Consider the following 22,151-nt stretch of genomic DNA (forward strand, 5'->3'; position numbering starts at 1 on the left):
TAGGGGATGTTTGCCTCGGGGCCTGCCACAACGATGTGCCCGTTTTTCTTGAGGTGACGCCATGGAAGAGCAACTCCCCACGACTTTGAACGATAAACCCAAGGTGCTGCTGGTCGATGACGAGGAGTCAATCCTCAACAGCCTGCGTCGCCTGTTACGCGGCCAGCCCTACGAGTTGCTGCTGGCCACCAGCGGTGGCCAGGCGCTGGAGATCATGGAGCAACACTCCATTGACCTGGTGATGACCGACGCACGCATGCCCAATATGGACGGCGCCACGCTGCTGGCCCGCATCCATCAGCTTTACCCGACGACCACCCGGATTCTGCTCACCGGCTACGCGGACATGCCGACGATCATCAAAGCGATCAACGAAGGGAAGATTCACCGCTACATCAGCAAACCCTGGAGCGACGAGGAAATGCTCCTGACCTTGCGCCAGTCCCTCGCTCATCAATACTCCGAGCGCGAACGCCAGCGTCTGGAGCAGTTGACCCGGTTGCAGAACGACCAGTTGAAGTCGCTCAACATCACCCTGGAAAAACACGTCGCCGCCCGCACTGCCGAACTGCAGCAGACCGCCGACATGCTCGACCTGGCCTACGAAGAGCTCAAGCACAGCTATGTCACCGGCACCGAGGTGTTCTCGCTGCTGGCCAACCTGCGCCTGCCGCCGGCCAAACAGACCAACCGCCAGATCATCGAACTGGTGCGGGTGTACTGCAAACTTCATGGCTTGGACGAGGGCACCAGTCGCGACCTGACCATGGCCGCGGCGCTCTACAACATTGGCAAGCTGAGCTGGACCGACAGCATGATGACCGCACCCGCGGACCTGCTGCACCACAGCGATCGGGAGCGTTATCGCGGTTATCCCAAGCAGAGCGAATCGCTGTTGATGACGCTCGATCCGATGAAGGACGCCGCCCGTCTGATTCTTCATCACCAGGAGCGCTGGGACGGCAGCGGCTTCCCCGACCGGCTCAAGGGCGAGGCGATTCCGTTCGGTTCGCGGCTGTTGAAACTGGCGGTGGATTTCATTGAGTTGCAGCGTGGGCTGATCCTCGAGCGGCAGATGAACAGCGATGAAGCGCTGGTCTACATCCGCAGCTATGCCGGGCGACTCTACGATCCCGAGTTGGTAGAGGATTTCATTCAGGTCTGTGCCGCCTACCTGAGCGATGTCTCGTTGGCCGATCCGTCGGTCAAGGTGCTGACCACACGGGAAGTGGCGGCGGGCATGATCCTGGCGCGCAACCTCAATGCCGACAACGGCATGCTGCTGCTCAATGCCGGCAAGGTGTTGAACGGGCCACTGGTGGAGAAGTTGATCGCCTTCGAAGCCATGGAAGGCGCGAAATACAGCATTTTCGTGAAGGTGCCGGAAGACGTTGCGGTTCTCGAGGCCAGTTAGTTTTTCCAGACTCTACAAAAATCCCTTGTGGGAGCGAGCCTGCTCGCGATAGCGGTGTGTCAGTCAATACCGCCATCGCGAGCAGGCTCACTCCCACAGTGGGCAGTGGTGCTTTGACGATGTTTTTCGGCGTGACGAGGCAGCGGAGCCATGTGATCCTTGCGCCTTTTGCCAAGGGCGATCCTGATCCATGACGCTGTCATCCGCTGCTTCACCCCGCCTCATCCGCATCGCCGCTGCCCTGTTGATCGGCCCGGACGGGCGCACGCTGTTGGTCCGCAAGCGCAGCACCGAAGCGTTCATGCAGCCGGGGGGCAAGATCGAAGCCCATGAGCAACCGGTCCAGGCGCTGGCCCGTGAACTTGAAGAAGAATTGGGCCTGGTCATCGATCCGGCACACGCCACTTATCTCGGGCAATTCTCGGCAGCGGCCGCCAATGAGCCGGGTTTTACCGTCCAGGCCGAACTCTTTCAGCTGACTATCGATTCAGACGTATCGCCGGCGGCGGAGATCGAAGAGGTGCGCTGGATCGACCCGGCCACTGACGGCAATGTCACGCTGGCGCCATTGACACGGGACCTGATCCTGCCGTTTTATCGAGCCTTGTTAACCGAACTGCCTGATTATTCCCGGACAAAGGACTGCCCATGATCCCGCTTCAAGACTTGCTGATTTTCGCCGCTGCCGCGTTGCTGATGGTGCTGACGCCGGGGCCGAACATGATTTACCTGATCTCCCGTTCGATCTGCCAGGGCCGCAAGGCCGGTGTGACCTCGTTGCTCGGTGTGGTCGCGGGGTTTTTCGTGCACCTGTTCGCGGCCGCTGCCGGTTTGACCGCGGTGTTTCTGGCGGTGCCGATGGCCTACGAAGTGCTGAAGTGGGCTGGCGCGCTGTACCTGATGTGGTTGGCGTGGCAAGCCGTCAAACCGGGTGCGCGTTCACCGTTCGAAGCACAGCAGTTGCCGCCGGACTCGTCGCGCAAACTGATCACCATGGGTTTTCTGACCAGCGCCCTGAACCCGAAGATCGCCGTGTTTTATTTGTCGGTGTTTCCGCAGTTCATTACGCCTGAGCATGGCTCGGTGTTCACGCAAAGCATCACGCTGGGGCTGACTCAGATCGGCGTCAGTTTCAGCGTCAATCTGCTGATCGCGCTGTTCGCCGCGGGCATCGCCTCCTGGTTCGTCAACAACCCGTCCTGGCTGGCGGTGCAGCGCTATTTCATGGGGTTCGTGCTGTCGGCGCTGGCAGTGCGACTGATGCTGGAACAACGACGGATGGCTTGAACATGTGGATTGAACGGCTTGATGCCAGTCATGCTCTGGATTATCGGGCGCTGATGCTCGAAGCCTATGACCTGCATCCCCAGGCGTTTACCTCCAGCGTGCGCGAACGTGCTGTGATGCCATTGAGTTGGTGGGAATCACGCCTGAGCAGCAAGCTGGACGTGGTATTCGGCGCGTTCGAAGGCGGTGAGTTGGCGGGCATCGTCGGGCTGGCCTTCGAGCCTCGGGAAAAGGCCCGGCACAAGGCGACATTGTTTGGCATGTACGTATCGGGCAAGGCCCGGCAACGCGGGGTCGGTTATCACCTGGTGCAGGCTGCCCTGGCTGAAGCGCAGGACCATAAAGGTCTGAGGCTGATCCAGCTGACCGTCACCGCTGGTAATGAGGCCGCGTTCAAGTTGTACCAGCGTTGCGGCTTCATCCAGTTTGGCCTCGAACCTTTGGCGGTACGCGTTGGCGAAGACTACTTCGACAAAGTCCACATGTGGCGGGAACTCTGAATCTGGGGATCACATACATGATCGTTCCCACGCTCCGCGTGGGAATGCCTCAACGGACGCTCTGCGTTCGGCCCTTGAAGGGACGCGGAGCGTCCCGGGCTGCATTCCCACGCGGAGCGTGGGAACGATCGGTAGGGGAGGGTGTGCTATCTAACCGCGCTGACGCCATCCAGTGTCGAGAACGATGTGTCCTTGGCCGTCAGCAGGAAGTCGCGCATGTACGGCGCATCCAGCATGTCGGCGCGAATCCCGGCGTACAGCGTCGCAAACAAACCTTTCTCGCCCAGCCGCTTGGCCTTCACATAACCCCGTGAGCTGTATTCATGCAGCGCCCAATGGGGCATGCCGCACACGCCGCGGCCGCTGGCCACCAATTGCATCATCATCACCGTCAGTTCCGACGTGCGGACCTGCGCCGGTTCGATATCGGCCGGTTCGAGGAAACGGGTGAAGATGTCCAGCCGATCACGCTCCACCGGGTAGGTGATCAGCGTTTCGGTGAGCAAATCTTCCGGGACGATGTAGGCCTTGCTCGCCAAACGGTGCTGATTGGCGACCGCGAGCATCGCTTCATAGGTGAACAACGGCACGTAAGTGATCCCGGCCAGTTCCAGCGGGTCGGAGGTCACCACCAAATCCAGATCGCCACGGGCCAGCGCAGGCAGCGGGGCGAATGAGAACCCTGAGGCCAGGTCCAGCTCGACTTCCGGCCAGGCATCGCGGAACTGGTCGATGGTCGGCATCAGCCACTGAAAGCAACTGTGGCACTCGATCGCCATGTGCAAACGCCCGGCAGTGCCACCGGCCAGCCGCGCGATATCGCGTTCGGCGCCGCGCAGCAACGGCAGAGTGGCGTCGGCCAGTTGCAGCAGACGCAAACCGGCGCTGGTGAAGCGCACCGGTTTGGTCTTGCGCACGAACAACGGCATGCCCATGCGCTCCTCCAGTTCCTTGAACTGGTGGGACAGGGCCGACTGCGTCAGGTGCAAGCGGTCGGCCGCATCCACCAGGCTATCGGCTTCGCGCAACGCGTGCAGGGTCTTCAGGTGACGGATTTCAAGCACCGGGGGCTCCATGAGGAAAACTTGTGATCAACACGAAAAGGTTGAGTTTGTCTCATGTTGGGTTGGCTGTCGACAATAGCGCCATGTTTTACAGCAACTTTTATGGGAGCAATTTCACATGGCCTTGGCACACACACTGGGTTTCCCGCGCATCGGCGCTGACCGCGAACTGAAAAAAGCCCTCGAATCCTACTGGAAGGGCGATCTGGATCAGGACGCGCTGAAAAGCGTCGGGCGCCAATTGCGCGCCACCCATTGGCAATTGCAGAAAGACGCCGGCATCGACCTGCTGCCCGTGGGCGACTTCGCCTGGTACGACCAGGTCCTGACCCACTCCTTGACCTTCGGTGTGATTCCCGAGCGTTTCGACAGCGCCAAGGACTCGCGCGGCCTGCCGACCCTCGATACCCTGTTCGCCATGGCCCGTGGCGCCACGACGGCCTGCTGCGGCGGCGAACACAGCAAAGCGCAATACGCCCAGGAACTGACCAAATGGTTCGACACCAACTACCACTACCTGGTCCCGGAGTTCACCGTTGACCAGCCGTTCAAGCTGAGCTGGGAACAGTTATTCGACGAAGTCGACGAGGCGAAGACCCTCGGCCACAACGTCAAACCGGTGATCATCGGTCCACTGACGTACCTGTGGCTGGGCAAAGCCAAAGGCAATGACTTCGACAAACTCGACCTGCTGGAACGCCTGCTGCCGATCTACGGCGAAATCCTCGGCCGCCTCGCCGCTCAGGGCGTGGAATGGGTGCAGATCGACGAACCGATCCTGACCCTTGACCTGCCTCAAGCCTGGAAAAACGCCTTCGAGCGCGCCTATCACATTCTTCAATATTCGCCGCTGAAAAAACTGGTGGCGACCTACTTCAGCGGTTTGGAAGACAACCTCGGCCTGGCGGTCAGCCTGCCGGTACAAGGCCTGCACATCGATGCCGTGCGCGCCCCGGATCAACTCGGCCAGGTGCTGGACCGTCTGCCGACCTACAAGATTCTCTCGGTGGGCCTGGTCAACGGTCGCAACGTCTGGCGCTGCGAACTGGAGCAAGTGCTCGCGCAACTGCAACCGGCCCAGGAACGCTTTGGCGACAACCTGTGGGTCAGCAGTTCCTGCTCGCTGCTGCACAGCCCGGTGGATCTGGATCGCGAAGACAAACTCGACCCGGAACTGAAAAGCTGGCTGGCATTTGCCGTGCAGAAGTGCGGTGAAATCGCCGTGCTGCGCGATGCCCTGAACGACCCGCAATCACCCAAGGTGCAAGCCGCCCTCGCCGAAAGCCGTGGGATTCAGGCCAGTCGCGCCGAGTCGCCGCGTATCCACAAAGCCGAGGTGCAGGCACGGATAAGCGCCATCAATGACAAGGACAGCCAACGGCACTCGCCATTCGCCAAACGCATCGAGCAGCAACGTGCGCGATTGAAACTGCCGGCCTTCCCGACCACCACCATCGGCTCGTTCCCGCAGACCGGTTCGATTCGTCTGGCACGCCAGGCGTTCAAGCAAGGCAAGCTGTCAGCCAACGATTACACCGACGCCATGCACAGCGAAATCCGTCACGCCGTGCAAGTCCAGGAACGCCTGGGGCTGGACGTGCTGGTTCACGGTGAAGCCGAACGCAACGACATGGTCGAGTACTTCGCCGAGCAACTGGACGGCTACCTGTTCACCCGTTTCGGCTGGGTGCAAAGCTACGGTTCGCGCTGTGTGAAACCGGCGATCATCTATGGTGACCTGAGTCGGCCGAACGCCATGACGGTCGACTGGATCACCTATGCGCAAAGCCTGACCGACAAGGTTATGAAAGGCATGCTGACCGGTCCCGTGACCATGCTGATGTGGTCGTTCCCGCGTGAAGACGTCTCGCGCAAAATCCAGGCGCAGCAACTGGCGCTGGCCCTGCGTGACGAAGTGGTGGACCTGGAAGCTGCCGGTATCAAGATCGTGCAGATCGACGAAGCCGCTTTCCGTGAAGGCTTGCCGCTGCGCCGTGCGCAATGGCAGGAATACCTTGACTGGGCGGTAGAAGCGTTCCGCTTGAGCGCCTCTGGTGTCCGGGACGAAACCCAGATCCACACCCACATGTGCTACAGCGAATTCAACGACGTGATCCAGTCCATCGCGGCGATGGACGCCGATGTGATCACCATCGAAACCTCGCGCTCGGACATGGAATTGCTGGAGGCTTTCGAGGCCTTCGACTACCCGAATGACATCGGGCCGGGCGTGTATGACATCCACTCGCCACGGGTGCCGGACACGGCGGAAATGGTGAAATTGATGAGCAAAGCCGTGAAGCGAATTCCGGCTGAGCGGTTGTGGGTGAACCCCGATTGCGGGCTGAAGACCCGGGCTTGGCCGGAGACTGAGGCGGCGTTGGTGAACATGGTGGCGGCGGCGCGGCAGTTGAGGGGGCAGTTGGCATAGGTCAGGGCACAGGCCTACTGAATGGTTACTTCATCAGCAGGCCTGTTTCATTACGGGGTGTCAGAGGTTCTGGAAGTGCTGCAAGGCTAACGGCCTGCCGATTTCACCACGCCAGATAGAGTCGACCGGCGCACCGGTTTGCGCCTGCTTTTGTTGCCATTGCAGGCCGAGCTGGCGTTGTTGCGCTGTTTTGAGATGAGCTCTGACGAACTCGTCGAAGCGCGGTTGGGGCTTGTTGTAGTGAAAATGGGCATACCACAGGGGCTGTGTCGGAGTTTGCGTCAGGTCGAGCACTTCGTATTCCTGCAGGAAGTCCCTGCGCCCGTCCTTCAGGCGTGCGAGCTCGGTCAATTCACCGTTCTTGCGAATCTGCACCGCACCCTGTTTGAGCAGATAGTCCAGATACCCTTCTGTGGGTGTCTGGCTGATGAGGGAGTGCCGGATGCGCAAGTCTTGTCCTTTGCGCGTCAGTTCGGCAGCCTTTTCTCGCAGTTGCCCGATGAGAGGGGCCTGGGGGTCGAGGCGTTCGATCTGGCTGGCGCGCAGGCGAAGCTCGGTGGCTTCAGTCAGCATCATGTGTTCAAGGTCGACGGGCAGCATTTTTTGCCTGGCATAGGCTTCGACCTTGTCCTGGTACGCCGCCTGGGTGTTCAGGCGACTCTTTGCCTCCGCCAACAAAGGCCTGACATCCGTGGGGGCATGCTGTTGGCTGACCCGCAGGGGATTGTCCTGCAGACGGTATTTGCCGTTTAACCCTGGCAACCAGTTTTCGGTATAGCCATCGATGCCCTTGAGTGTGAATCGATCCTGGCCGCTGATCACGTCACCGATCAACAATTGACCTTGTTCGGTTTCAAAGATCTGTTTCACGATAGGCCCGGTCGGCCGTGGCACAGATGTTTGCCTGATGGCCTGGCGAGCTCGTTCGGCGGTTTTTTCTATGCCGTCCAGGAGCAGCGGGACATAGGTGAGATCGAAATGTTGAGGATAGCTGGCCGTCCATGCGGTCAGCTCCTTGCGAAATTGATCGTAGGCCGCCAGACACTCTTCAAGAATCCTGGTGCGTTCCGCGGGGCGGGCGTTCACTTGGTGAAGACAGTGTTGGGTAGCCAGGACCCGATCGATCCTGGCCCGTGCGTCAGCCATCTGGGTTTGCAGATAAAACCAGGAGACATCATTAACCGCATCAAACCGACTGACGACTTGCAAGTATTGACCCGTTTTCAGGTACTGCCGGTTCTCCGGCAGCAATGCGGCTGCCATTTTGTTTTTTTCTGTCGCTACGACTCTTCGTTGAGCGTCATTGGTGATGCGTTTGCTCCATTCATCAATCTGTGCGCTGGTCGCGTCGATCAATTCGAGCGCCTTGACCATCCCTACCCGTGCATTTTTGCGCTGTTGCAGAAGGCTCAATATGGGCTTGAAGTCTGTGTTGGGCAGAGTATCCGACTGGTTTGCAAAATCGTCGAGTTCCTCCAGGTGCTGAGCGATGCGCCTGGCGCCAAACCTCAACCGGTGCAGTGAGCGGTCCACTATCACCCAGGCCATTCGGCTTTTTACGTCGTTAATACCTGCCCGTTTGTTGCCATGGCTCAACGGCAACAGTTCTTCGAGTTCCAGGTAACCGGTTTTGGCCAGTTCTATTTCTTTCAGGCAAGCGGCGTCCAGGTGCTTGATTTGTGCCATGTGGGTTTGAGGTGGGCTGATTTTGTAGCGCTCCAGCGCCTCATTTGTGCGCTTGCTCAGGGTGCTCAGTTGCTCGATCCTGGTATCGGTGCTGGCTGTCAGTGCTTGTTGGCGCCGAAAAAACCGATCGACCCACCAACGCGGCAGTCGCTCGCGGATGACCGTCGGCCAGATCGGATCAAGCCTGTTGGCCAGGTAACTTTGTACCCCACCCCCTCCCGCCAGGCCGCCATTGAAGGCCGTCCCGTAAACGGCGAAATGAGTGTTCCATTGCCCGCTCGCATCGAGAGCTACGGGTTGTTTATAGCTTTTGAGCTCAGTCCCGCTCAGCCGCCAGGCCCCGTCATGCAATTCCACCTTGTAGATGATTCCGTACCTGACAATGAAGTCACCGTCGGCGTGTCGATAGACATTGCGATAAACGCCGTCCGTACCGGGTTGAAGGCCCACCAGGGAAACAGGTTTTTCGTAGTGATAGCCAGCGAATCGGGCTGCGATATGCCGGGCCTCTCGTGCCGATATCAGCGGTGTGGACGAAGCGTCAGTGCCTCTGAACATCCTGCTCAACTGGCGATGAAACGTTCGTGTGCGGATCGCGCTGAGCCGCAAGCTGAAACCCGAAAGAAAGTCCATGCCTGCATCGATCAACGCCTGCAAAACCATGGTTATTTCAGCCATGCCTTGCACGTGATTACCTTTGCGAAAGGCCGCGACGGCTTGATTGGCGCTGTTCCAGGCATCATAGAGGCCGACACCGGTACCGATGATGGGCAAGACGCCAATGGCCATTTTCAAATAGGTGAACACCTTCTCGCCCTTGACCGCGTATTGCTCCAGAAAGAGTTCGCTGTTGGAGCGTGAGGTGTTGCGATGAGCCAGGATCAGGCGGCCCATCTCGGCATGCAATAGATGGGCTGGCAATGAAGTGCTTTTGGGCCACGGGCGCCCGACACCGATGATCCCGTCGAAGTTTTTCAGCAAGGCTTGCGTGATGCGGCCCAAGTGATTTGCCTTCAGGCCATCAAGGGCGCGCTCTGCCAGATAGTTGGCCATTTCACTGCCAAGGCACAGATCGAACAACGCCTTTCGAGCTTGCTCCAGACTGTTGTATCGGCGCAGGAACCCGCCGTCCGGGGTGTCGGGCAGGTACAGCAGCGTAAGTCCGCTGATTTTCTCCTCAATGAAGGTAATGCCCGACAGGGTGGTTGGCTTGTAATCCGTATCTTTGCCACCCGCACTCAGGAAGGCGGGCAGCAGTACGATCTGCTGGCCATTGGCGGACCAGTCCTGCGCCGTCGCAGCCTCAATCGCGACGTTGAGGATTTGCCACTCGGTGGCGTTGATTGCACCTCGCAGGAGGGCAAAGCGTCCCTGAATGGCGAGTTGCAAGCGGTAGGGTTCGAGCAGGCATTCGTGGTGGTATTCACGTTCGAACGCCGATGCTGTCGCAGGTCCGCTGTAGGTGCTGCGTATCAGCTCTTCGTAGTGCTGCGCCAGATCGAGTTCCGGCACGAGGGCGCACAGGTACGGCAGGGTGATGCCTTTGACCAGCGCATTGCGCTCGGTATCGGAGTCGGCGGTGACTTCGACACGCATGAAGCTCAAGCGCTGCTTGATGCTGTCGTCGATGTTCAGCAGCGCCAGTTCATGGATCGACAGTTTGCTGCGGCTTTGGCTGGCGACCCACACGGTTTTGGTCGGCGTTCCCGGTGCGCCTGGGGCCACGGTGAAGTGTTGTTCGGATGTCACTGCATCAGGCAGGTCCAATTGCACGGCGAAGCTGTGCTGGAGTGAGAAATCCTTGCGCAACCTGGCATCGATGCGTTTGGCGGCGAAGTCACTGACCAGCGGCAAAGTGAGCTCGTGTAACGCGTGGGCGCGTTGCAAGGCTGGCACATAGCGTTCAATCAATGCATTGAGCTGCAAGCGTTCACCCGGTGACGCCTGGGTGAGCCATTGGGGGAACTGGCGGGTCAATCGTGCGCTCAGGTTTTGCTCGACGATTTGTGCAAAAGCGAGGTCGCGGTTCTGGTGGCTGGGCACCTGCAGGGCGGCAAGCGTCTGCTCGCGTAACTGTCCCAGTGCGTTCGCGTGTTGTGCGGGTTGGGAATCGATGGGGTATTGCTGGCGGATCTCCGCTGCGCGGCGTTCGAAGGTCGAGACTTGTTGATGCAAGCTGTACTCGAAAGGGTCGGTGGCGATCGGGGTCAGGTGCAACGCCGCGTGCCCGTCGGCGGCATGCAGTTTAAACAGGGAACGCTCCATTTCCCGGCGATTGGCGAACCGTTGCAAGCCACCGCCAGCACCGGTGCAGTAGAGCAACAGGCTTTGCGTCGAGGACGGGTCTTGCAGCGTCGCGGTGTCGGCGAAAACCAGCAGCCCCTCCAGCTCCTGGCGCTGCGAAACGGTTTCAATGTCGCCGGTTTCGCTGACCGATAAGGTCACGAAGGCAGCGGCGCTCTGATCCGAGCGATCGGCGCTGGCAGGTGTTTTCAACATGGCTTCAAGCAGGCTGTGTTCGGCGGTATCGATCTGCTCCAGCTTGAGTTGGATGTTGGCCTCGGCTTGCAGGGCCTTGAGTCTCGCCTGATAGAGTGCGGTGTATTGAATGTTGATCGTCGACGTATCGAAAACGCGCTCGCGCTCCAGCAGGGCGGATGCCGCGGTCATGGCGGCCTGCTCGGCCTCGTCCAGGGATGCAAACAGGGCCTTGAGCGCTGTCACCTGTGGATTGTCGAACGTCTCCTGATCGTGTTTTTTCAGCATGTTTTCGATGGCGCTGTATTGCTGCCTGAGTGCGGCCTTGCGCACGAACAAAGAGAATTCGTGCCCCGGATTACCGAGCGGGAAGGAGGGGACGAGCGCCTGATCGTCCTGCTCGTGTACCGGCGCGGAGAGGTCCGGCGCTTCGCTAAAGCCTCCTTTTGCGCGGCGTTGCGCGTCGACTTGATTGACAGCGAGCAGTGCATAGGCCACCTGTTCGGCAATGTCGTCGCCAAGGCCGGTGCATGCGCTTTCCAATTGAATGGCATGCAAACGCTCCAGTAATTGGGCTGCACCGACCTCCAGCGGGGCACTCGGGTTGTTGTAGTCGACGACGCTGTGACCGTCAGTCGTGACACTCCAGGGGATTTCGTGTTGATGCCTGATCAGCCAACTGTCCAGCTCGCTGCGCTGACTGAAGTGCAACAGTGCGGGCCGGTGGGTGGGCAAATACAGCAACTGCTCGGTGGATTGTCCCCCGTAAAGACTGATGCCCAGCACACCAGGAAGTTTGGCGAAACGATTGTCAGCGCGTTGCAGGGCCAACTGTTCGGCGATGACTCGCTGGCCTGCCACTTCGGACTTTCCGTCGACAGGATCGAGGATCGCCAGCAGCGGCTTTAACTGCTCGGTACTTAACGCACCCTCGGCGAGGGCCAGTTGGCCTGCCGCGTCAACGTGTGTGCGGTACAACCGGGCGGCCAGGTGCCGTCTTGATAATGGCGAGCCATTGGCCCGGCCGTTCCAGTACGTGTTCCAGCCGTCCGTCAGGCGCTGCTTCAGACCCAGGGCCTTGAGTTGTTTGAGCAGCTCGCCGGCAGAGGTGGCGAAGTGTCGATGGCTGCGATCGATCCCCGTCACCCGACAGGTGGGGAGATGCCGCGGGTCCAGATCCGGTTGTTGCAGCAGGAAGGCGCAGGCTTCTGTCAGGCTGCAACGGCGCGAAGAGCGCTCGGCGGTGGCCGGAAAAAACAGGCCGACCCGCTCGCCATCCAGATCCAGTTGCTGCTTGAGCGTTTGCGTCAACAGGCTGTGAACGCTGGGGGAGGTCGCCATGAGCTTGAGCATTTGCTGCTGGCTGTCTCGCCAGCGCTGCGAGGCCTGGAGGAACAAATGTTCATTCTGCATCGCCGGGGCGGTGGCGAGTGCGAGGCCAAAATCGCTGAGGGTGACTGGGTCAGTGTTGTGATGTTGTTCGAGCATGGTGTGCCTGGCTTCAAAGTGGACGGTTGGCAGGCATTGAATGCGAAGGGGCTCGGGCGGTGGTGGTACGTAGTTATCGCATTGACCGTTCAGCGAACTTCATCAAACTGTCACGTAACTGTGGCAGCGCGCTTGAACAAACTTCATCAGACTCGCGCTCTACTGGAGTCCTGCGTTTCGGTGTTTTTCATGCGTGCACGATTTTTTTCCACAGCGGTTTTCCTGGCCGCGCTGTTGTTCGGCCTGCCGTCCTTGGCGGCGTCTCGTTGCGATATCAATGTTCCGACCGAACGGGTCGATCTGGCACAGGTGAGCCTGGCGTACCAGAGCATCGGCCGTGCCTCGGACCCTGCGTTGTTGCTGGTGATGGGCCTGGGCGGGCAATTGATTCACTGGCCGGACGAGGTGGTGGTCGCGCTGTGTCAGCAGGGTTTTCGGGTGATTCGCTATGACAATCGCGATGTCGGGCTCTCGACCTGGCGGCAAGCCCCCCCTGACGCCAACCTGACCTTCGAAGTGCTGCGCTACAAACTGGGTTTGCCGGTGTCGGCGCCGTACACCCTGACCGATATGGCAGACGATGCTTTTGGCTTGATGGATGCGTTGCACGTCGAGCAGTTCCACGTGCTGGGCGCGAGCATGGGCGGGATGATCGCCCAGCACATGGCGGCGATGGCGCCGCAACGGGTCGAGAGCCTGACCCTGATCATGACCAGCTCCGGGGCCGAAGGCTTGCCGGCGCCGAGTGCGGCGTTGGTGCAACTGTTGTCGCGTCGTGGGGCGCCCAATCGCGAGGTGGCACTGGAGCAGCAAGCCGATTTGCTGGCGGCGCTGGGCAGCCCGACGGTGAGCGATGATCGGCAAGTGCTACTGCATCAGGCGGCACTGTCTTATGACCGGGCGTTCAACCCCGAAGGCGTGAAGCGCCAGATCATGGCGATCCTCGCCGAGCGCAGTCGTGTGGCGCTGCTCAATCAACTGCGCGTACCGACGTTGGTGGTTCACGGCACCGCTGATCCGTTGCTGCCGGTCATGCACGGCGTTCATCTGGCGGCGCATATCCGCGGCAGTCAGTTGAAGCTGATTCCGGGGCTGGCGCATCGATTCCAGGAAGCGTTCAAGGCACCGTTGCTGGCAGCGGTGTTGCCGTATTTGCAGGCCCATCGCGAAGACTCCTCGCATTGGGCGCAGATTGATCCGGTGGCGGAACACAACCTCCTGTAACTCCCAAATCCAACTGTGGGAGCGGGCTTGCTCGCGAAGGCGGTGTATCAGTCAAGCAGATGGTGACTGACACGACGCCTTCGTCGGAACGCCGCCCGGAGCAAGCCCGCTCCCACAGGGGTTAGTGGAACGGCTGCCACCCCGGTCTCGTCGGGTGTATCGTTCGAACTTTCCGGCGCGTTCCAGTCTGCGAGGTGTGTGATGAGTCCCCCCCTGAAAATCGATTTCGTCAGCGACGTGTCCTGCCCCTGGTGCGTCGTTGGTCTGTATAGCCTGACCCGGGCCCTGGATTTGCTGGGTGACGAGGTGCAGGCCGAGATCCGTTTCCAGCCGTTCGAACTGAACCCGAAGATGGGGCCTGAAGGGCAGAACATTACCGAACACATCACCGAGAAGTACGGCTCGACGCCCGAGCAATCCCAGAAGAATCGCGAGATGATCCGCGCGCGCGGCGCCGAGGTCGGGTTTGCGTTTCGCACGGATGGTAACAGTCGCATCTACAACACCTTCGACGCCCACCGCTTGCTGTTCTGGGCGGGGCTGGAAGGGTTGCAGTTCAATCTGAAAGAGGCGCTGTTCAAGGCGTATTTCACCGAGGGCGGCAATCCGTCCGACCCTGGGCAGTTGGCGCAGATTGCCGAAAGCGTGGGGCTGGACCGGTCGCGAGCCGAGGCGATCCTGGCGTCGGACGAGTTCGCCAAAGAGGTTCTCGAAGAAGAGCAGGTGTGGCTGTCGCGAGGCGTCAGTTCGGTGCCAACGGTGGTGTTCAACGGACAATACGCCGTCAGTGGCGGTCAGCCGGTGGAGACGTTTGTCGGGGCGATTCGGCAGATCATGAGTGAAGCGAAGGGCGGGACGGTGAGCTGATCCTGTGGCACGCGCGGTCACTGTGGGAGCGAGCCTGCTCGCGAAGAGGGAGTGTCAGCTGGCATTAATGTCGACTGAAACACCGCCTTCGCGAGCAGGCTCGCTCCCACAGTGATTTGCGGTCAATTCTGGAAGTGAACCCAAACCGAAACCAGTACCGTAGCCGCCATCAACCAAGCCACCGCCGCCACCGCGAGCGAAGCCTCCAGCCGCATCCGGTCCACCATCACATACAACGTCGCCAGGTAGATGAAGTAAGGAATGATCGACCACATCCCAAACACGATGGTGGTTTTCAAATCCTCCAGCGAGCGACCCTTGCCGACGATGTAATGCGCAATCAGCGCAAAGGTCGGAAACAGCGGCACCAATCCTGCGATGTAATAGTTTTTGGTCTTGGCCAGTGCGGCGAGGATCACCACTACGGCTGCGCCCAGGGTTGCTTTGAGGATCAGGTCCATCAGTGGCTCAGCCCGTACTTCTTCACTTTGTCGAACAGCGTGGTCTTGGCCATCCCGAGTTCCAGACTGGCTTGGGTCAGGTTGCCGCCACTGCGCTGCAATGCGTCGCTCAGCAGGTTGCGTTCAAACGCTTCTACCGCTTCGGCGAAGGCCAGGCCCTGATTGCTGCCGCTGGCGCCGGATTTCTTGAAGGCCGGCAGACCGAGGGCAAAACGCTCGGCGACGTTGCGCAATTCGCGTACGTTGCCCGGCCAGTCGTGGCTCATCAGGTTCGACAGGGTCTGGTTGTCCAGGTCCGGCACGGCACGGTCGAAGCGCAGGGACGACTGCTGCAGAAAGTGCTCGAACAATTGCAGGATGTCTTCGCGGCGTTCGCGCAGCGGTGGCAATTCGAGGGTCACCACGTTCAAGCGGTAATACAGGTCGCTGCGAAACTCGCCCGCCTTGCTCGACTCGTCCAGATCGGACTTGGTCGCCGCGATCACCCGGCAATCCACCGCCACGCTTTGGTTCGACCCGAGGCGTTCCAGGGTGCGTTCCTGCAACACCCGCAGCAGCTTGATTTGCAGCGGTAGCGGCATGCTTTCCACTTCGTCGAGGAACAGCGTGCCGCCGTCGGCGTGTTCGATCTTGCCGATCCGGCGCTTGCCGGCGCCGGTGAAGGCGTTGGCTTCATGGCCGAAGATTTCGCTTTCGAACAGGTTCTCCGGCAGGCCACCGCAGTTCAGCGCGACGAACTGCTTGGTGTGCCGCCGACTGAAGTCGTGCAGGCAACGCGCAACCAACTCTTTACCGGTGCCGGTTTCGCCTTCGATCAGCACGTTGGCCGACGTATCGGCGACGTTGGCGATCAGTTCCCGCAGGTTCTGCATGGCGGGCGAGCGGCCGATGATCCGGCCTTCGAGGGAGTCCCGTTCCGCCAGTTGCCGACGCAATGAAGAGACTTCCCGCGCCAGGCTGCGTTGCTCCAGCGCACGGCGCGCTACATCGACCAGACGCTCGGGGGAGAAAGGTTTCTCCATGAAGTCATAGGCGCCTTTCTGCATTGCGCCGACGGCCATGGAGATGTCGCCGTGACCGGTGATCAGCACCACCGGCAGGCTGCGGTCGCGGGCCTTGAGTCGGGTCAGCAATTCCAGACCGTCGATGCCCGGCAGGCGGATGTCGCTGATGACGATGCCGGCGAAGTTGTCGCCGACCCGCTCCAGCGCTTCTTCGGCGCTGCCGACGCCCACGCAGGGAATGTCTTCCAGGGTCAGCGCCTGTTGGCAGCCGAGCAGCACATGGGGGTCGTCTTCGACGATCAGCACACTAAGGTCGTTGTTCATATTGGCTCGGCGTGAGTGGGGCTTACCAACGGTAAACTGAGGACGAAAGTGGTACCACCGCTGGCCGGGTGCTCGACACCCAGGTGCCCGCCAGTGGCGGCGGCCAGGCTGGCGGAAAGGGTCAGGCCAAGGCCCAGGCCCTGTTCGCCGGGTTTGGTGGTGAAGAACGGCTCGAACAAATGCTTGCGCGCTTCGGCGTCGATGCCGTGGCCGTTGTCGCGTACACGAAGGCGATATTTGCCATCGTACTCTTCGCCTTCGAGCCATAGTTCTGGCAGCGGCTGTGCCTGCATGGCGTCGAGGGCGTTGCCGACCAGATTGACCAGAATCTGCTCCAGACGGGTCTGGTCGATCTGCACCTGCACATCGGCGAAGTCTCGGTGCAGTTGCAGATGCGCGCTTTCCACGCGACCACCGAGCAGCTGCAAGGCTGCATCCACCCCTTTGCCGAGGCTGGCCTGACCTTTGTCGTCTCCGCGGCGAGCGAACGAACGCAGGCTCGCGGTGATCCGGCCCATGCGGTCGATCAGTTCATTGATGGTCTTGAGGTTGGTGCTGGCAACGTCCAGTTGACCGCGTTCCAGAAACCGCACGGTGTTGCCGGACAAGGTCCGCAACGCCGCCAGTGGCTGGTTCAATTCGTGGGCGATGCTGGTGGACATCTGGCCGATGGCCGCGAGTTTACCGGCCTGCACCAGTTCATCCTGGGCACGGCGTAGCGTCTCTTCAGCCACACGTCGTTCGCGGATCTGGCCCTTGAGCCGTTCGTTGCTGGCGCGAAGGTCGGTGGTGCGTTCGGTAATCCGACGCTCCAGTTGATTGTTGGCTTCCTGCAAGGCTTCCCGGGCGGCGAGGCGCGTGGCAATGACCTTGCGCCGCTCGTTCCAGGCGATCAGCAGGAACGCCACGAGGGCAAACGCCACCGCCACCAGAATCCCCTGATTGATCGCTTCGCGACGCAAATCCTGCAGGGGGGTGAGCAGGGTGAAATTCCACGGGGTATCGCTCAATGGCCGGGTTTGCGAGAGGTAGCTGATGTCCTCTTCATCGGATTCCACTTCGCTGTTGGCGGGGAAGGTCAGTTTTTCCTCGCCTTCGGCCAGTTGTTCACGGGCCAGCGGTTGCAGTTCGTTCAGTGGGAACCAGTAGTACTGAAGGCTGCGGGCCAGTTTTTCCTTGGTCTCGTCGCTCAGCGGTACAACCGATTTCAGGCGCCGTGCCGGATCGCTGGAAAGAATGATGATGCCGTTTTCATCGCTGACGAACGCTTCCAGCCGCGCGCGCTGCCAGCGTTCTTCCATGGCTTCGAGGCGCACCTTGACCACCGCGACGCCAATGATCTTGCCGTGTTCTTCCAGGCCATGAGCCAAGTAATAACCGGGCTCGCCGTTGGTGCTGCCGATGCCATAGAAGCGCCCCGGCTGACCGCGCACGGCATTCTGGAAATAGGCGCGAAAGGACAGGTCTTCGCCCAGGTAACTGTCGACATCGCGCCAGTTACTGGTGGCCATGACCCGGCCAGTGGTGTCCATCACGTAGATAGCCCGACTGCGGCTGCGCCGGTTCAGGCCTTCGAGGTATTCATTGACCGTCTGTCGGTGTTCTGGCGACGGGTCGGCCAACAGCGTCGAAACGCTGGATTCGAGTTCCAGCAGGCTGGGCAGGTAGGTGTACTTGCTGATCTCGCTCTCGACGGCGCGGGCGTGCAGTTCCAGCTGACGCTGGCCGTTCTCGCTGAGGCTGCGAATCCCGTAGTGTTCACTGACCCAGAAGCCGAGGTAACCCAATCCGATCATCAGGGCGATGACCAGCGGCGGCAGGAACAGATGGCGAATCAGACGGGGTTTCACGGCGAGTGATGGCGGCGCGGCGCGATAGAGATTGGTGTCGCATTTCATCACAGATGCCTTGGGTCAACCACAACACAAATCTCCAGACCACCACCGGCCCCTGTGGGAGCGGGCTTTTGTGGTGAGGGGCTTTAATGGTGAGGAGGTCCTGTGGTGAGAGGGTTCTGTGGCGAGGGGATTTATCCCCGTTGGGCTGCGCAGCAGTCGTCAACCCATCGCATACGGTTTGACTTTGAAGTGCTGGGGCCGCTTCGCAGCCCAACGGGGATAAATCCCCTCGCCACAGAATCCCCACTCACCACAGAACCACTCACCCCCCCCAAAAAATCCCTCATCACAAAAGCCCGCTCCCACATTTGGGGAGCGGTGCCTTTCTTAGTGCTGCAGAATCTTGGCGAGGAAGTGCTGCGTACGCTCGGCGCGGGCGTTGATGTCGCCGAAGAACTCCTCTTTCTTGCAGTCTTCGATGATCTTGCCCTGGTCCATGAAGATCACCCGGTCCGCCACTTTACGGGCGAAGCCCATTTCGTGGGTCACGCACATCATGGTCATGCCTTCGTGGGCCAGTTGCACCATCACGTCGAGTACTTCGTTGACCATTTCAGGGTCCAGCGCCGAAGTCGGTTCGTCGAACAACATGACGATCGGGTCCATCGCCAGCGCACGGGCAATCGCCACACGCTGTTGCTGACCACCGGAAAGCTGGCCCGGATGCTTGTGCGCATGGGCAGACAGCCCGACGCGCTCAAGCAGTTGCAGACCTTTCTTGGTGGCTTCTTCCTTGCTGCGGCCCAACACCTTGATCTGCGCGATGGTCAGGTTTTCGGTGATGGTCAGGTGCGGAAACAGTTCGAAATGCTGGAACACCATGCCCACGCGCGAACGCAGTTTCGGCAGGTCGGTCTTCGGGTCGGCGATGGACGTGCCATCGACCACCACGTCGCCTTTCTGGAACGGTTCCAGGGCATTGACGCATTTGATCAGGGTGGATTTGCCGGAACCGGACGGCCCGCACACCACAATCACTTCGCCTTTTTTGACCTCGGTGCTGCAGTCAGTCAGTACCTGGAAGTCGCCATACCACTTGTTGACATTCTTGATAGAGATCATACGGCAAACCTTTTTTGCAGACGCTTGACCAGCAGCGAGGCGGCAAAGCTGATTGTGAAGTACGTGAGACCTGCAAAGATCAGGAACTCGTTGGAGCGACCGATGATGTCGCCACTGGCACGGGAGGCGTTGAGGAAGTCCACCAGACCAACCGCGTAGACCAGCGAGGTGTCCTGAAACAGGATGATGCTCTGTTGCAGCAGCAGCGGGGTCATCTTGCGGAACGCTTGCGGCAGGATGATCAACCGCATCATCTGGCCATACGTCATGCCCAGGGCTTGGGCTGCACCCATCTGACCCTTGGAAATCGACTGGACGCCGGCCCGGACGATTTCGCAGAAGTACGCCGCTTCGAACATCATGAACGCCACGATGCACGAGGCGAACGCGCCGATCGGGGTGTCTTCGCCGGTGATCCAGCGCAGAACGAACGGCACCGCCAGGTAGAACCAGGTGATCACCAGCAGCAGTGGAATCGAGCGGAAGTAGTTAACGTAGGCGCCAGCAATGTTCGACAGCAGTTTGCTGTGGGACAGGCGCATCAGCGCCAGGATCGTGCCGAGGATGATCCCGCCGACGACGCCCAGCGCCATCAATTGCAGGGTCATGACCATGCCGTTCCACAAGCCCGGCAGGGACGGGATGATGCCCGAGAAGTCGAATTCCATCATTTACCCCCTACGGAGATCAGGCCCGGTACGGCGACTTTCTTCTCGACCATGCGCATCAGCAGCATCAGGCCCATGTTCAGGGTGAAGTAGATCAGCGTTGCCAGGGTGAAGGCTTCGAACAGGTTGGCGGAGAACTCGGCGGTCTGTTTGGTCTGCGCGAGCAACTCCATCAGGCCGATCAGCGACGCCACGGAAGAGTTCTTGAACACGTTCAGGAATTCCGAGGTGAGCGGCGGAATGATGATCCGGTAAGCCTGGGGTAGCAGCACGTTCCAGTAGATTTGCGGCAGTTTGAAGCCCATGGCGCGAGCGGCGGATTCCTGGCCGCGAGGCAGCGCCTGGATACCGGTACGCACTTGTTCGCAAACACGAGCGGCGGTGAACAGGCCCAGGCAGACGACGACGCTGAGGTAAGCCGAGGTGGTCGGGTTCAGGTCCTGCTTGTACCAGTCTTGCAGGTTCTGAGGCAGCAGGTCGGGCACCAGGAAGTACCAGATGAACAGCTGAACCAGCAGTGGCACGTTACGGAAGAGTTCGACGTAACAGGTCGCAATGCCCGATACGATGCGGTTCGGCACGGTGCGCATGACGCCCAGCATCGAGCCCAGCAGCAGGGCAACGATCCAGGCCACGACGGCGATGGCGATGGTCCAGCCCAAACCGGAGGCGTACCAGTCGAGATACGTCTCGCTGCCCACTCCGGTGGACTTGAAGAACACGCCCCAGTCCCAGTTGTAATTCATTAGGGTCTCCCCTCAGATCGATCGATGTACAAGTGCCCGCCTGGGGAAGCTCCGTTCCCGCCCTGATCGTGAAGATCAGGCACACACGAGCGGCTCGACAGCCACCGGTTCGAGTGTTTCCAAAAATGCCAGCAGGGAGTGACTATCCCCCGAAAGGGCAGTGGCCCTTTCAGGAGATAAGGTTAGTCAGAAATCAGGATTTCTTTTCGTCAGCCGCTTTATCGGTCGGATTGGCGATCAGGGCCTTGAGCTCGTCGCTCATCGGGAACATGAGGTTCAGATTTTTTGGCGGGATTGGCTGCATGAACCATTTTTCGTAGATCTTGTTGATCTCGCCGGACTTGTAGGTCGCGATGATTGCGTCATCCACAGCTTTCTTGAATGGTGCGTCACCCTTGCGGACCATGCAGCCGTAGATTTCGTAGGACTGTGCAGTACCGGTCACGGCCCAATCGGTTGGCTTCTTGGCCTTGGCCATTTCACCGGCCAGCAAGGCGTCGTCCATCATGAAAGCCACGGCGCGGCCGCTTTCCAGCATGTTGAACGACTCGCCGTGGTCTTTGGCGGAGATGACGTTCATGCCCATTTGCTTGTCGGCGTTCATCGACTTGAGGATGCGCTCGGACGTGGTGCCAGCGGTGGTCACGACGTTCTTGCCTTTCAGGTCCGGGAAGTCCTTGTAAGGCGAATCTTTCTTGGACAGCAGCTTGGTGCCGATTTCGAAGATGCCGACGGAGAAGTCAACTTGCTGCTGACGTTCGACGTTGTTGGTAGTGGAGCCGCACTCGACGTCCACGGTGCCGTTCTGCACCAGCGGGATACGGGTTTGCGAAGTCACGAGGTTGTATTTGACCTGGAGGTTCGGCATGTCCAGGTCTTTTTTGATGGCTTCAACGATTTTCAGCTGGATATCGTGGGAGTAGCCAACCGGTTTGCCGGAAGCGTCCGCGATGTAGGAAAACGGAATGGAAGCGTCACGATGCCCGAGGGTGATAACGCCGGACTCTTTGATCTTCTTCAGGGTGCCGGTGAGTTCGGCGGCGAAAACTGGAGTGCTGATCAGAGCGGCAGCAATGGCTGCGCCCAGGAGATGGGGAACGATGCGCATCAAATTTTCCTCGACATTGTTTTTATATGGAGCCAGTTCATCGGCTCTTTTTTGTGCTTCGAATGCTTGCCGGCTCCTGAAGGGTTGGCACAGCTGTCATTCGTCCAAGAGTGTAGAGCATGACTCGTGCCAGGCCAGGATGAGTAGGGCAACCTATTGATTTATAAGGTTATTAAATATTTATGGCGAGGGTTTTGATGTTTGGAAATCCGGTTAACCGAATCGACCGACTGGTCGCGTTCGGAAAACCGAATGCAATCTCTCGTATTGCACCTATCCCCTGTGGGAGCGAGCCTGCTCGCGATGAGGTCGGCACATTCAACATTGATGTTGCCTGACATTCCGCTATCGTCGGAACGCCGCCCGGAGCCGGCTCTCTCCCACAGGAGATATGTAATGTTTGGCAGAATGCAAAAAGCCCCTGAATCGTGAGGTTCAGGG

Annotated in this window: 16 protein-coding genes; 7 read left to right on the top strand and 9 right to left on the bottom strand. The window is 59.8% G+C overall.

Annotated elements, in window-relative coordinates; genetic code table 11:
• Positions 1–61 precede the first annotated feature (61 nt).
• The 4 genes from IB252_RS22335 to IB252_RS22350 all read left to right on the top strand — a co-directional run bounded on the left by IB252_RS22335 (position 62) and on the right by IB252_RS22350 (position 3,201).
• Positions 62–1,414: an HD domain-containing phosphohydrolase gene (locus IB252_RS22335; protein ID WP_192410284.1), complete on the top strand. Its 1,353-nt coding sequence runs from the start codon at positions 62–64 to the stop codon at positions 1,412–1,414.
• Between the two features lie 190 nt (positions 1,415–1,604).
• On the top strand, positions 1,605–2,066 hold the full coding sequence (locus IB252_RS22340; RefSeq protein ID WP_192410285.1) for an NUDIX hydrolase: 462 nt from the start codon (positions 1,605–1,607) through the stop codon (positions 2,064–2,066).
• Complete coding sequence (locus tag IB252_RS22345; RefSeq protein ID WP_192410286.1) at positions 2,063–2,701, top strand: LysE family translocator; 639 nt, start codon at positions 2,063–2,065, stop codon at positions 2,699–2,701. The genes IB252_RS22340 and IB252_RS22345 overlap by 4 nt, the downstream gene beginning before the upstream one ends.
• Before the next feature lie 2 nt (positions 2,702–2,703).
• On the top strand, positions 2,704–3,201 hold the full coding sequence (locus IB252_RS22350; RefSeq protein WP_192410287.1) for a GNAT family N-acetyltransferase: 498 nt from the start codon (positions 2,704–2,706) through the stop codon (positions 3,199–3,201).
• Positions 3,202–3,347: 146 nt separating this feature from the next.
• Here IB252_RS22350 and metR read toward each other — a convergent pair whose 3' ends face one another.
• Positions 3,348–4,265 (bottom strand): transcriptional regulator MetR, encoded by a 918-nt coding sequence (gene metR / locus IB252_RS22355; protein WP_008155262.1) that lies wholly within the window; start codon positions 4,263–4,265, stop codon positions 3,348–3,350.
• A 118-nt stretch (positions 4,266–4,383) separates the two neighbouring features.
• On the opposite strand from metR, the gene metE reads away from it, so the two are divergent.
• Positions 4,384–6,696 (top strand): 5-methyltetrahydropteroyltriglutamate--homocysteine S-methyltransferase, encoded by a 2,313-nt coding sequence (gene metE / locus IB252_RS22360; protein ID WP_192410288.1) that lies wholly within the window; start codon positions 4,384–4,386, stop codon positions 6,694–6,696.
• A gap of 60 nt (positions 6,697–6,756) precedes the next feature.
• Here the strand turns inward: metE and IB252_RS22365 are convergent, their stop codons facing one another.
• A complete protein-coding gene (locus IB252_RS22365) occupies positions 6,757–12,348 on the bottom strand; it encodes a dermonecrotic toxin domain-containing protein (RefSeq protein WP_192410289.1) in 5,592 nt (1,863 codons plus the stop codon).
• Positions 12,349–12,537: 189 nt separating this feature from the next.
• Here IB252_RS22365 and IB252_RS22370 point away from each other — a divergent pair, with 189 nt between their 5' ends.
• Positions 12,538–13,572 carry an alpha/beta fold hydrolase gene (locus IB252_RS22370; RefSeq protein WP_192410290.1) on the top strand — a complete coding sequence of 345 codons (1,035 nt, stop codon included), beginning with the start codon at positions 12,538–12,540 and terminating at the stop codon, positions 13,570–13,572.
• A gap of 201 nt (positions 13,573–13,773) precedes the next feature.
• Positions 13,774–14,439 carry a DsbA family oxidoreductase gene (locus IB252_RS22375; protein ID WP_192410291.1) on the top strand — a complete coding sequence of 222 codons (666 nt, stop codon included), beginning with the start codon at positions 13,774–13,776 and terminating at the stop codon, positions 14,437–14,439.
• Positions 14,440–14,561: 122 nt separating this feature from the next.
• On the opposite strand, the gene IB252_RS22380 is transcribed toward IB252_RS22375, so the two are convergent.
• From IB252_RS22380 to IB252_RS22410, 7 genes are all read right to left on the bottom strand, one after another.
• Positions 14,562–14,891 carry a GlpM family protein gene (locus tag IB252_RS22380; RefSeq protein WP_178082235.1) on the bottom strand — a complete coding sequence of 110 codons (330 nt, stop codon included), beginning with the start codon at positions 14,889–14,891 and terminating at the stop codon, positions 14,562–14,564.
• Between the two features lie 8 nt (positions 14,892–14,899).
• Positions 14,900–16,228: a sigma-54-dependent transcriptional regulator gene (locus tag IB252_RS22385; RefSeq protein ID WP_008155247.1), complete on the bottom strand. Its 1,329-nt coding sequence runs from the start codon at positions 16,226–16,228 to the stop codon at positions 14,900–14,902.
• A complete protein-coding gene (locus IB252_RS22390; protein WP_192410292.1) occupies positions 16,225–18,126 on the bottom strand; it encodes a sensor histidine kinase in 1,902 nt (633 codons plus the stop codon). Before IB252_RS22390 ends, IB252_RS22385 begins: the two co-directional genes overlap by 4 nt.
• A gap of 327 nt (positions 18,127–18,453) precedes the next feature.
• Complete coding sequence (locus IB252_RS22395) at positions 18,454–19,188, bottom strand: amino acid ABC transporter ATP-binding protein (RefSeq protein WP_074874020.1); 735 nt, start codon at positions 19,186–19,188, stop codon at positions 18,454–18,456.
• On the bottom strand, positions 19,185–19,856 hold the full coding sequence (locus tag IB252_RS22400) for an amino acid ABC transporter permease (protein WP_033053683.1): 672 nt from the start codon (positions 19,854–19,856) through the stop codon (positions 19,185–19,187). The genes IB252_RS22395 and IB252_RS22400 overlap by 4 nt, the downstream gene beginning before the upstream one ends.
• Positions 19,856–20,602 (bottom strand): amino acid ABC transporter permease, encoded by a 747-nt coding sequence (locus tag IB252_RS22405; RefSeq protein WP_111451999.1) that lies wholly within the window; start codon positions 20,600–20,602, stop codon positions 19,856–19,858. Before IB252_RS22405 ends, IB252_RS22400 begins: the two co-directional genes overlap by 1 nt.
• Positions 20,603–20,795: 193 nt before the next feature.
• Positions 20,796–21,710 (bottom strand): glutamate/aspartate ABC transporter substrate-binding protein, encoded by a 915-nt coding sequence (locus tag IB252_RS22410; RefSeq protein ID WP_111451998.1) that lies wholly within the window; start codon positions 21,708–21,710, stop codon positions 20,796–20,798.
• Between the last annotated feature and the right edge of the window lie 441 nt (positions 21,711–22,151).

It is taken from the genome of Pseudomonas sp. PDM10 (assembly GCF_014852295.1).
In the GTDB taxonomy this organism is placed as follows: Bacteria; Pseudomonadota; Gammaproteobacteria; order Pseudomonadales; family Pseudomonadaceae; genus Aquipseudomonas.

Excerpts from the sequence above, each read along its gene's own strand:
- IB252_RS22335 (WP_192410284.1), top strand. The coding sequence starts at position 62 with ATGGAAGAGCAACTCCCCACGACTTTGAACGATAAACCCAAGGTGCTG.
- IB252_RS22340 (WP_192410285.1), top strand. The coding sequence starts at position 1,605 with ATGACGCTGTCATCCGCTGCTTCACCCCGCCTCATCCGCATCGCCGCT.
- IB252_RS22345 (WP_192410286.1), top strand. The coding sequence starts at position 2,063 with ATGATCCCGCTTCAAGACTTGCTGATTTTCGCCGCTGCCGCGTTGCTG.
- IB252_RS22350 (WP_192410287.1), top strand. The coding sequence starts at position 2,704 with ATGTGGATTGAACGGCTTGATGCCAGTCATGCTCTGGATTATCGGGCG.
- metE (WP_192410288.1), top strand. The coding sequence starts at position 4,384 with ATGGCCTTGGCACACACACTGGGTTTCCCGCGCATCGGCGCTGACCGC.
- IB252_RS22365 (WP_192410289.1), bottom strand. The coding sequence starts at position 12,348 with ATGCTCGAACAACATCACAACACTGACCCAGTCACCCTCAGCGATTTT.
- IB252_RS22370 (WP_192410290.1), top strand. The coding sequence starts at position 12,538 with ATGCGTGCACGATTTTTTTCCACAGCGGTTTTCCTGGCCGCGCTGTTG.
- IB252_RS22375 (WP_192410291.1), top strand. The coding sequence starts at position 13,774 with ATGAGTCCCCCCCTGAAAATCGATTTCGTCAGCGACGTGTCCTGCCCC.
- IB252_RS22385 (WP_008155247.1), bottom strand. The coding sequence starts at position 16,228 with ATGAACAACGACCTTAGTGTGCTGATCGTCGAAGACGACCCCCATGTG.
- IB252_RS22390 (WP_192410292.1), bottom strand. The coding sequence starts at position 18,126 with ATGAAATGCGACACCAATCTCTATCGCGCCGCGCCGCCATCACTCGCC.
- IB252_RS22395 (WP_074874020.1), bottom strand. The coding sequence starts at position 19,188 with ATGATCTCTATCAAGAATGTCAACAAGTGGTATGGCGACTTCCAGGTA.
- IB252_RS22400 (WP_033053683.1), bottom strand. The coding sequence starts at position 19,856 with ATGGAATTCGACTTCTCGGGCATCATCCCGTCCCTGCCGGGCTTGTGG.
- IB252_RS22405 (WP_111451999.1), bottom strand. The coding sequence starts at position 20,602 with ATGAATTACAACTGGGACTGGGGCGTGTTCTTCAAGTCCACCGGAGTG.
- IB252_RS22410 (WP_111451998.1), bottom strand. The coding sequence starts at position 21,710 with ATGCGCATCGTTCCCCATCTCCTGGGCGCAGCCATTGCTGCCGCTCTG.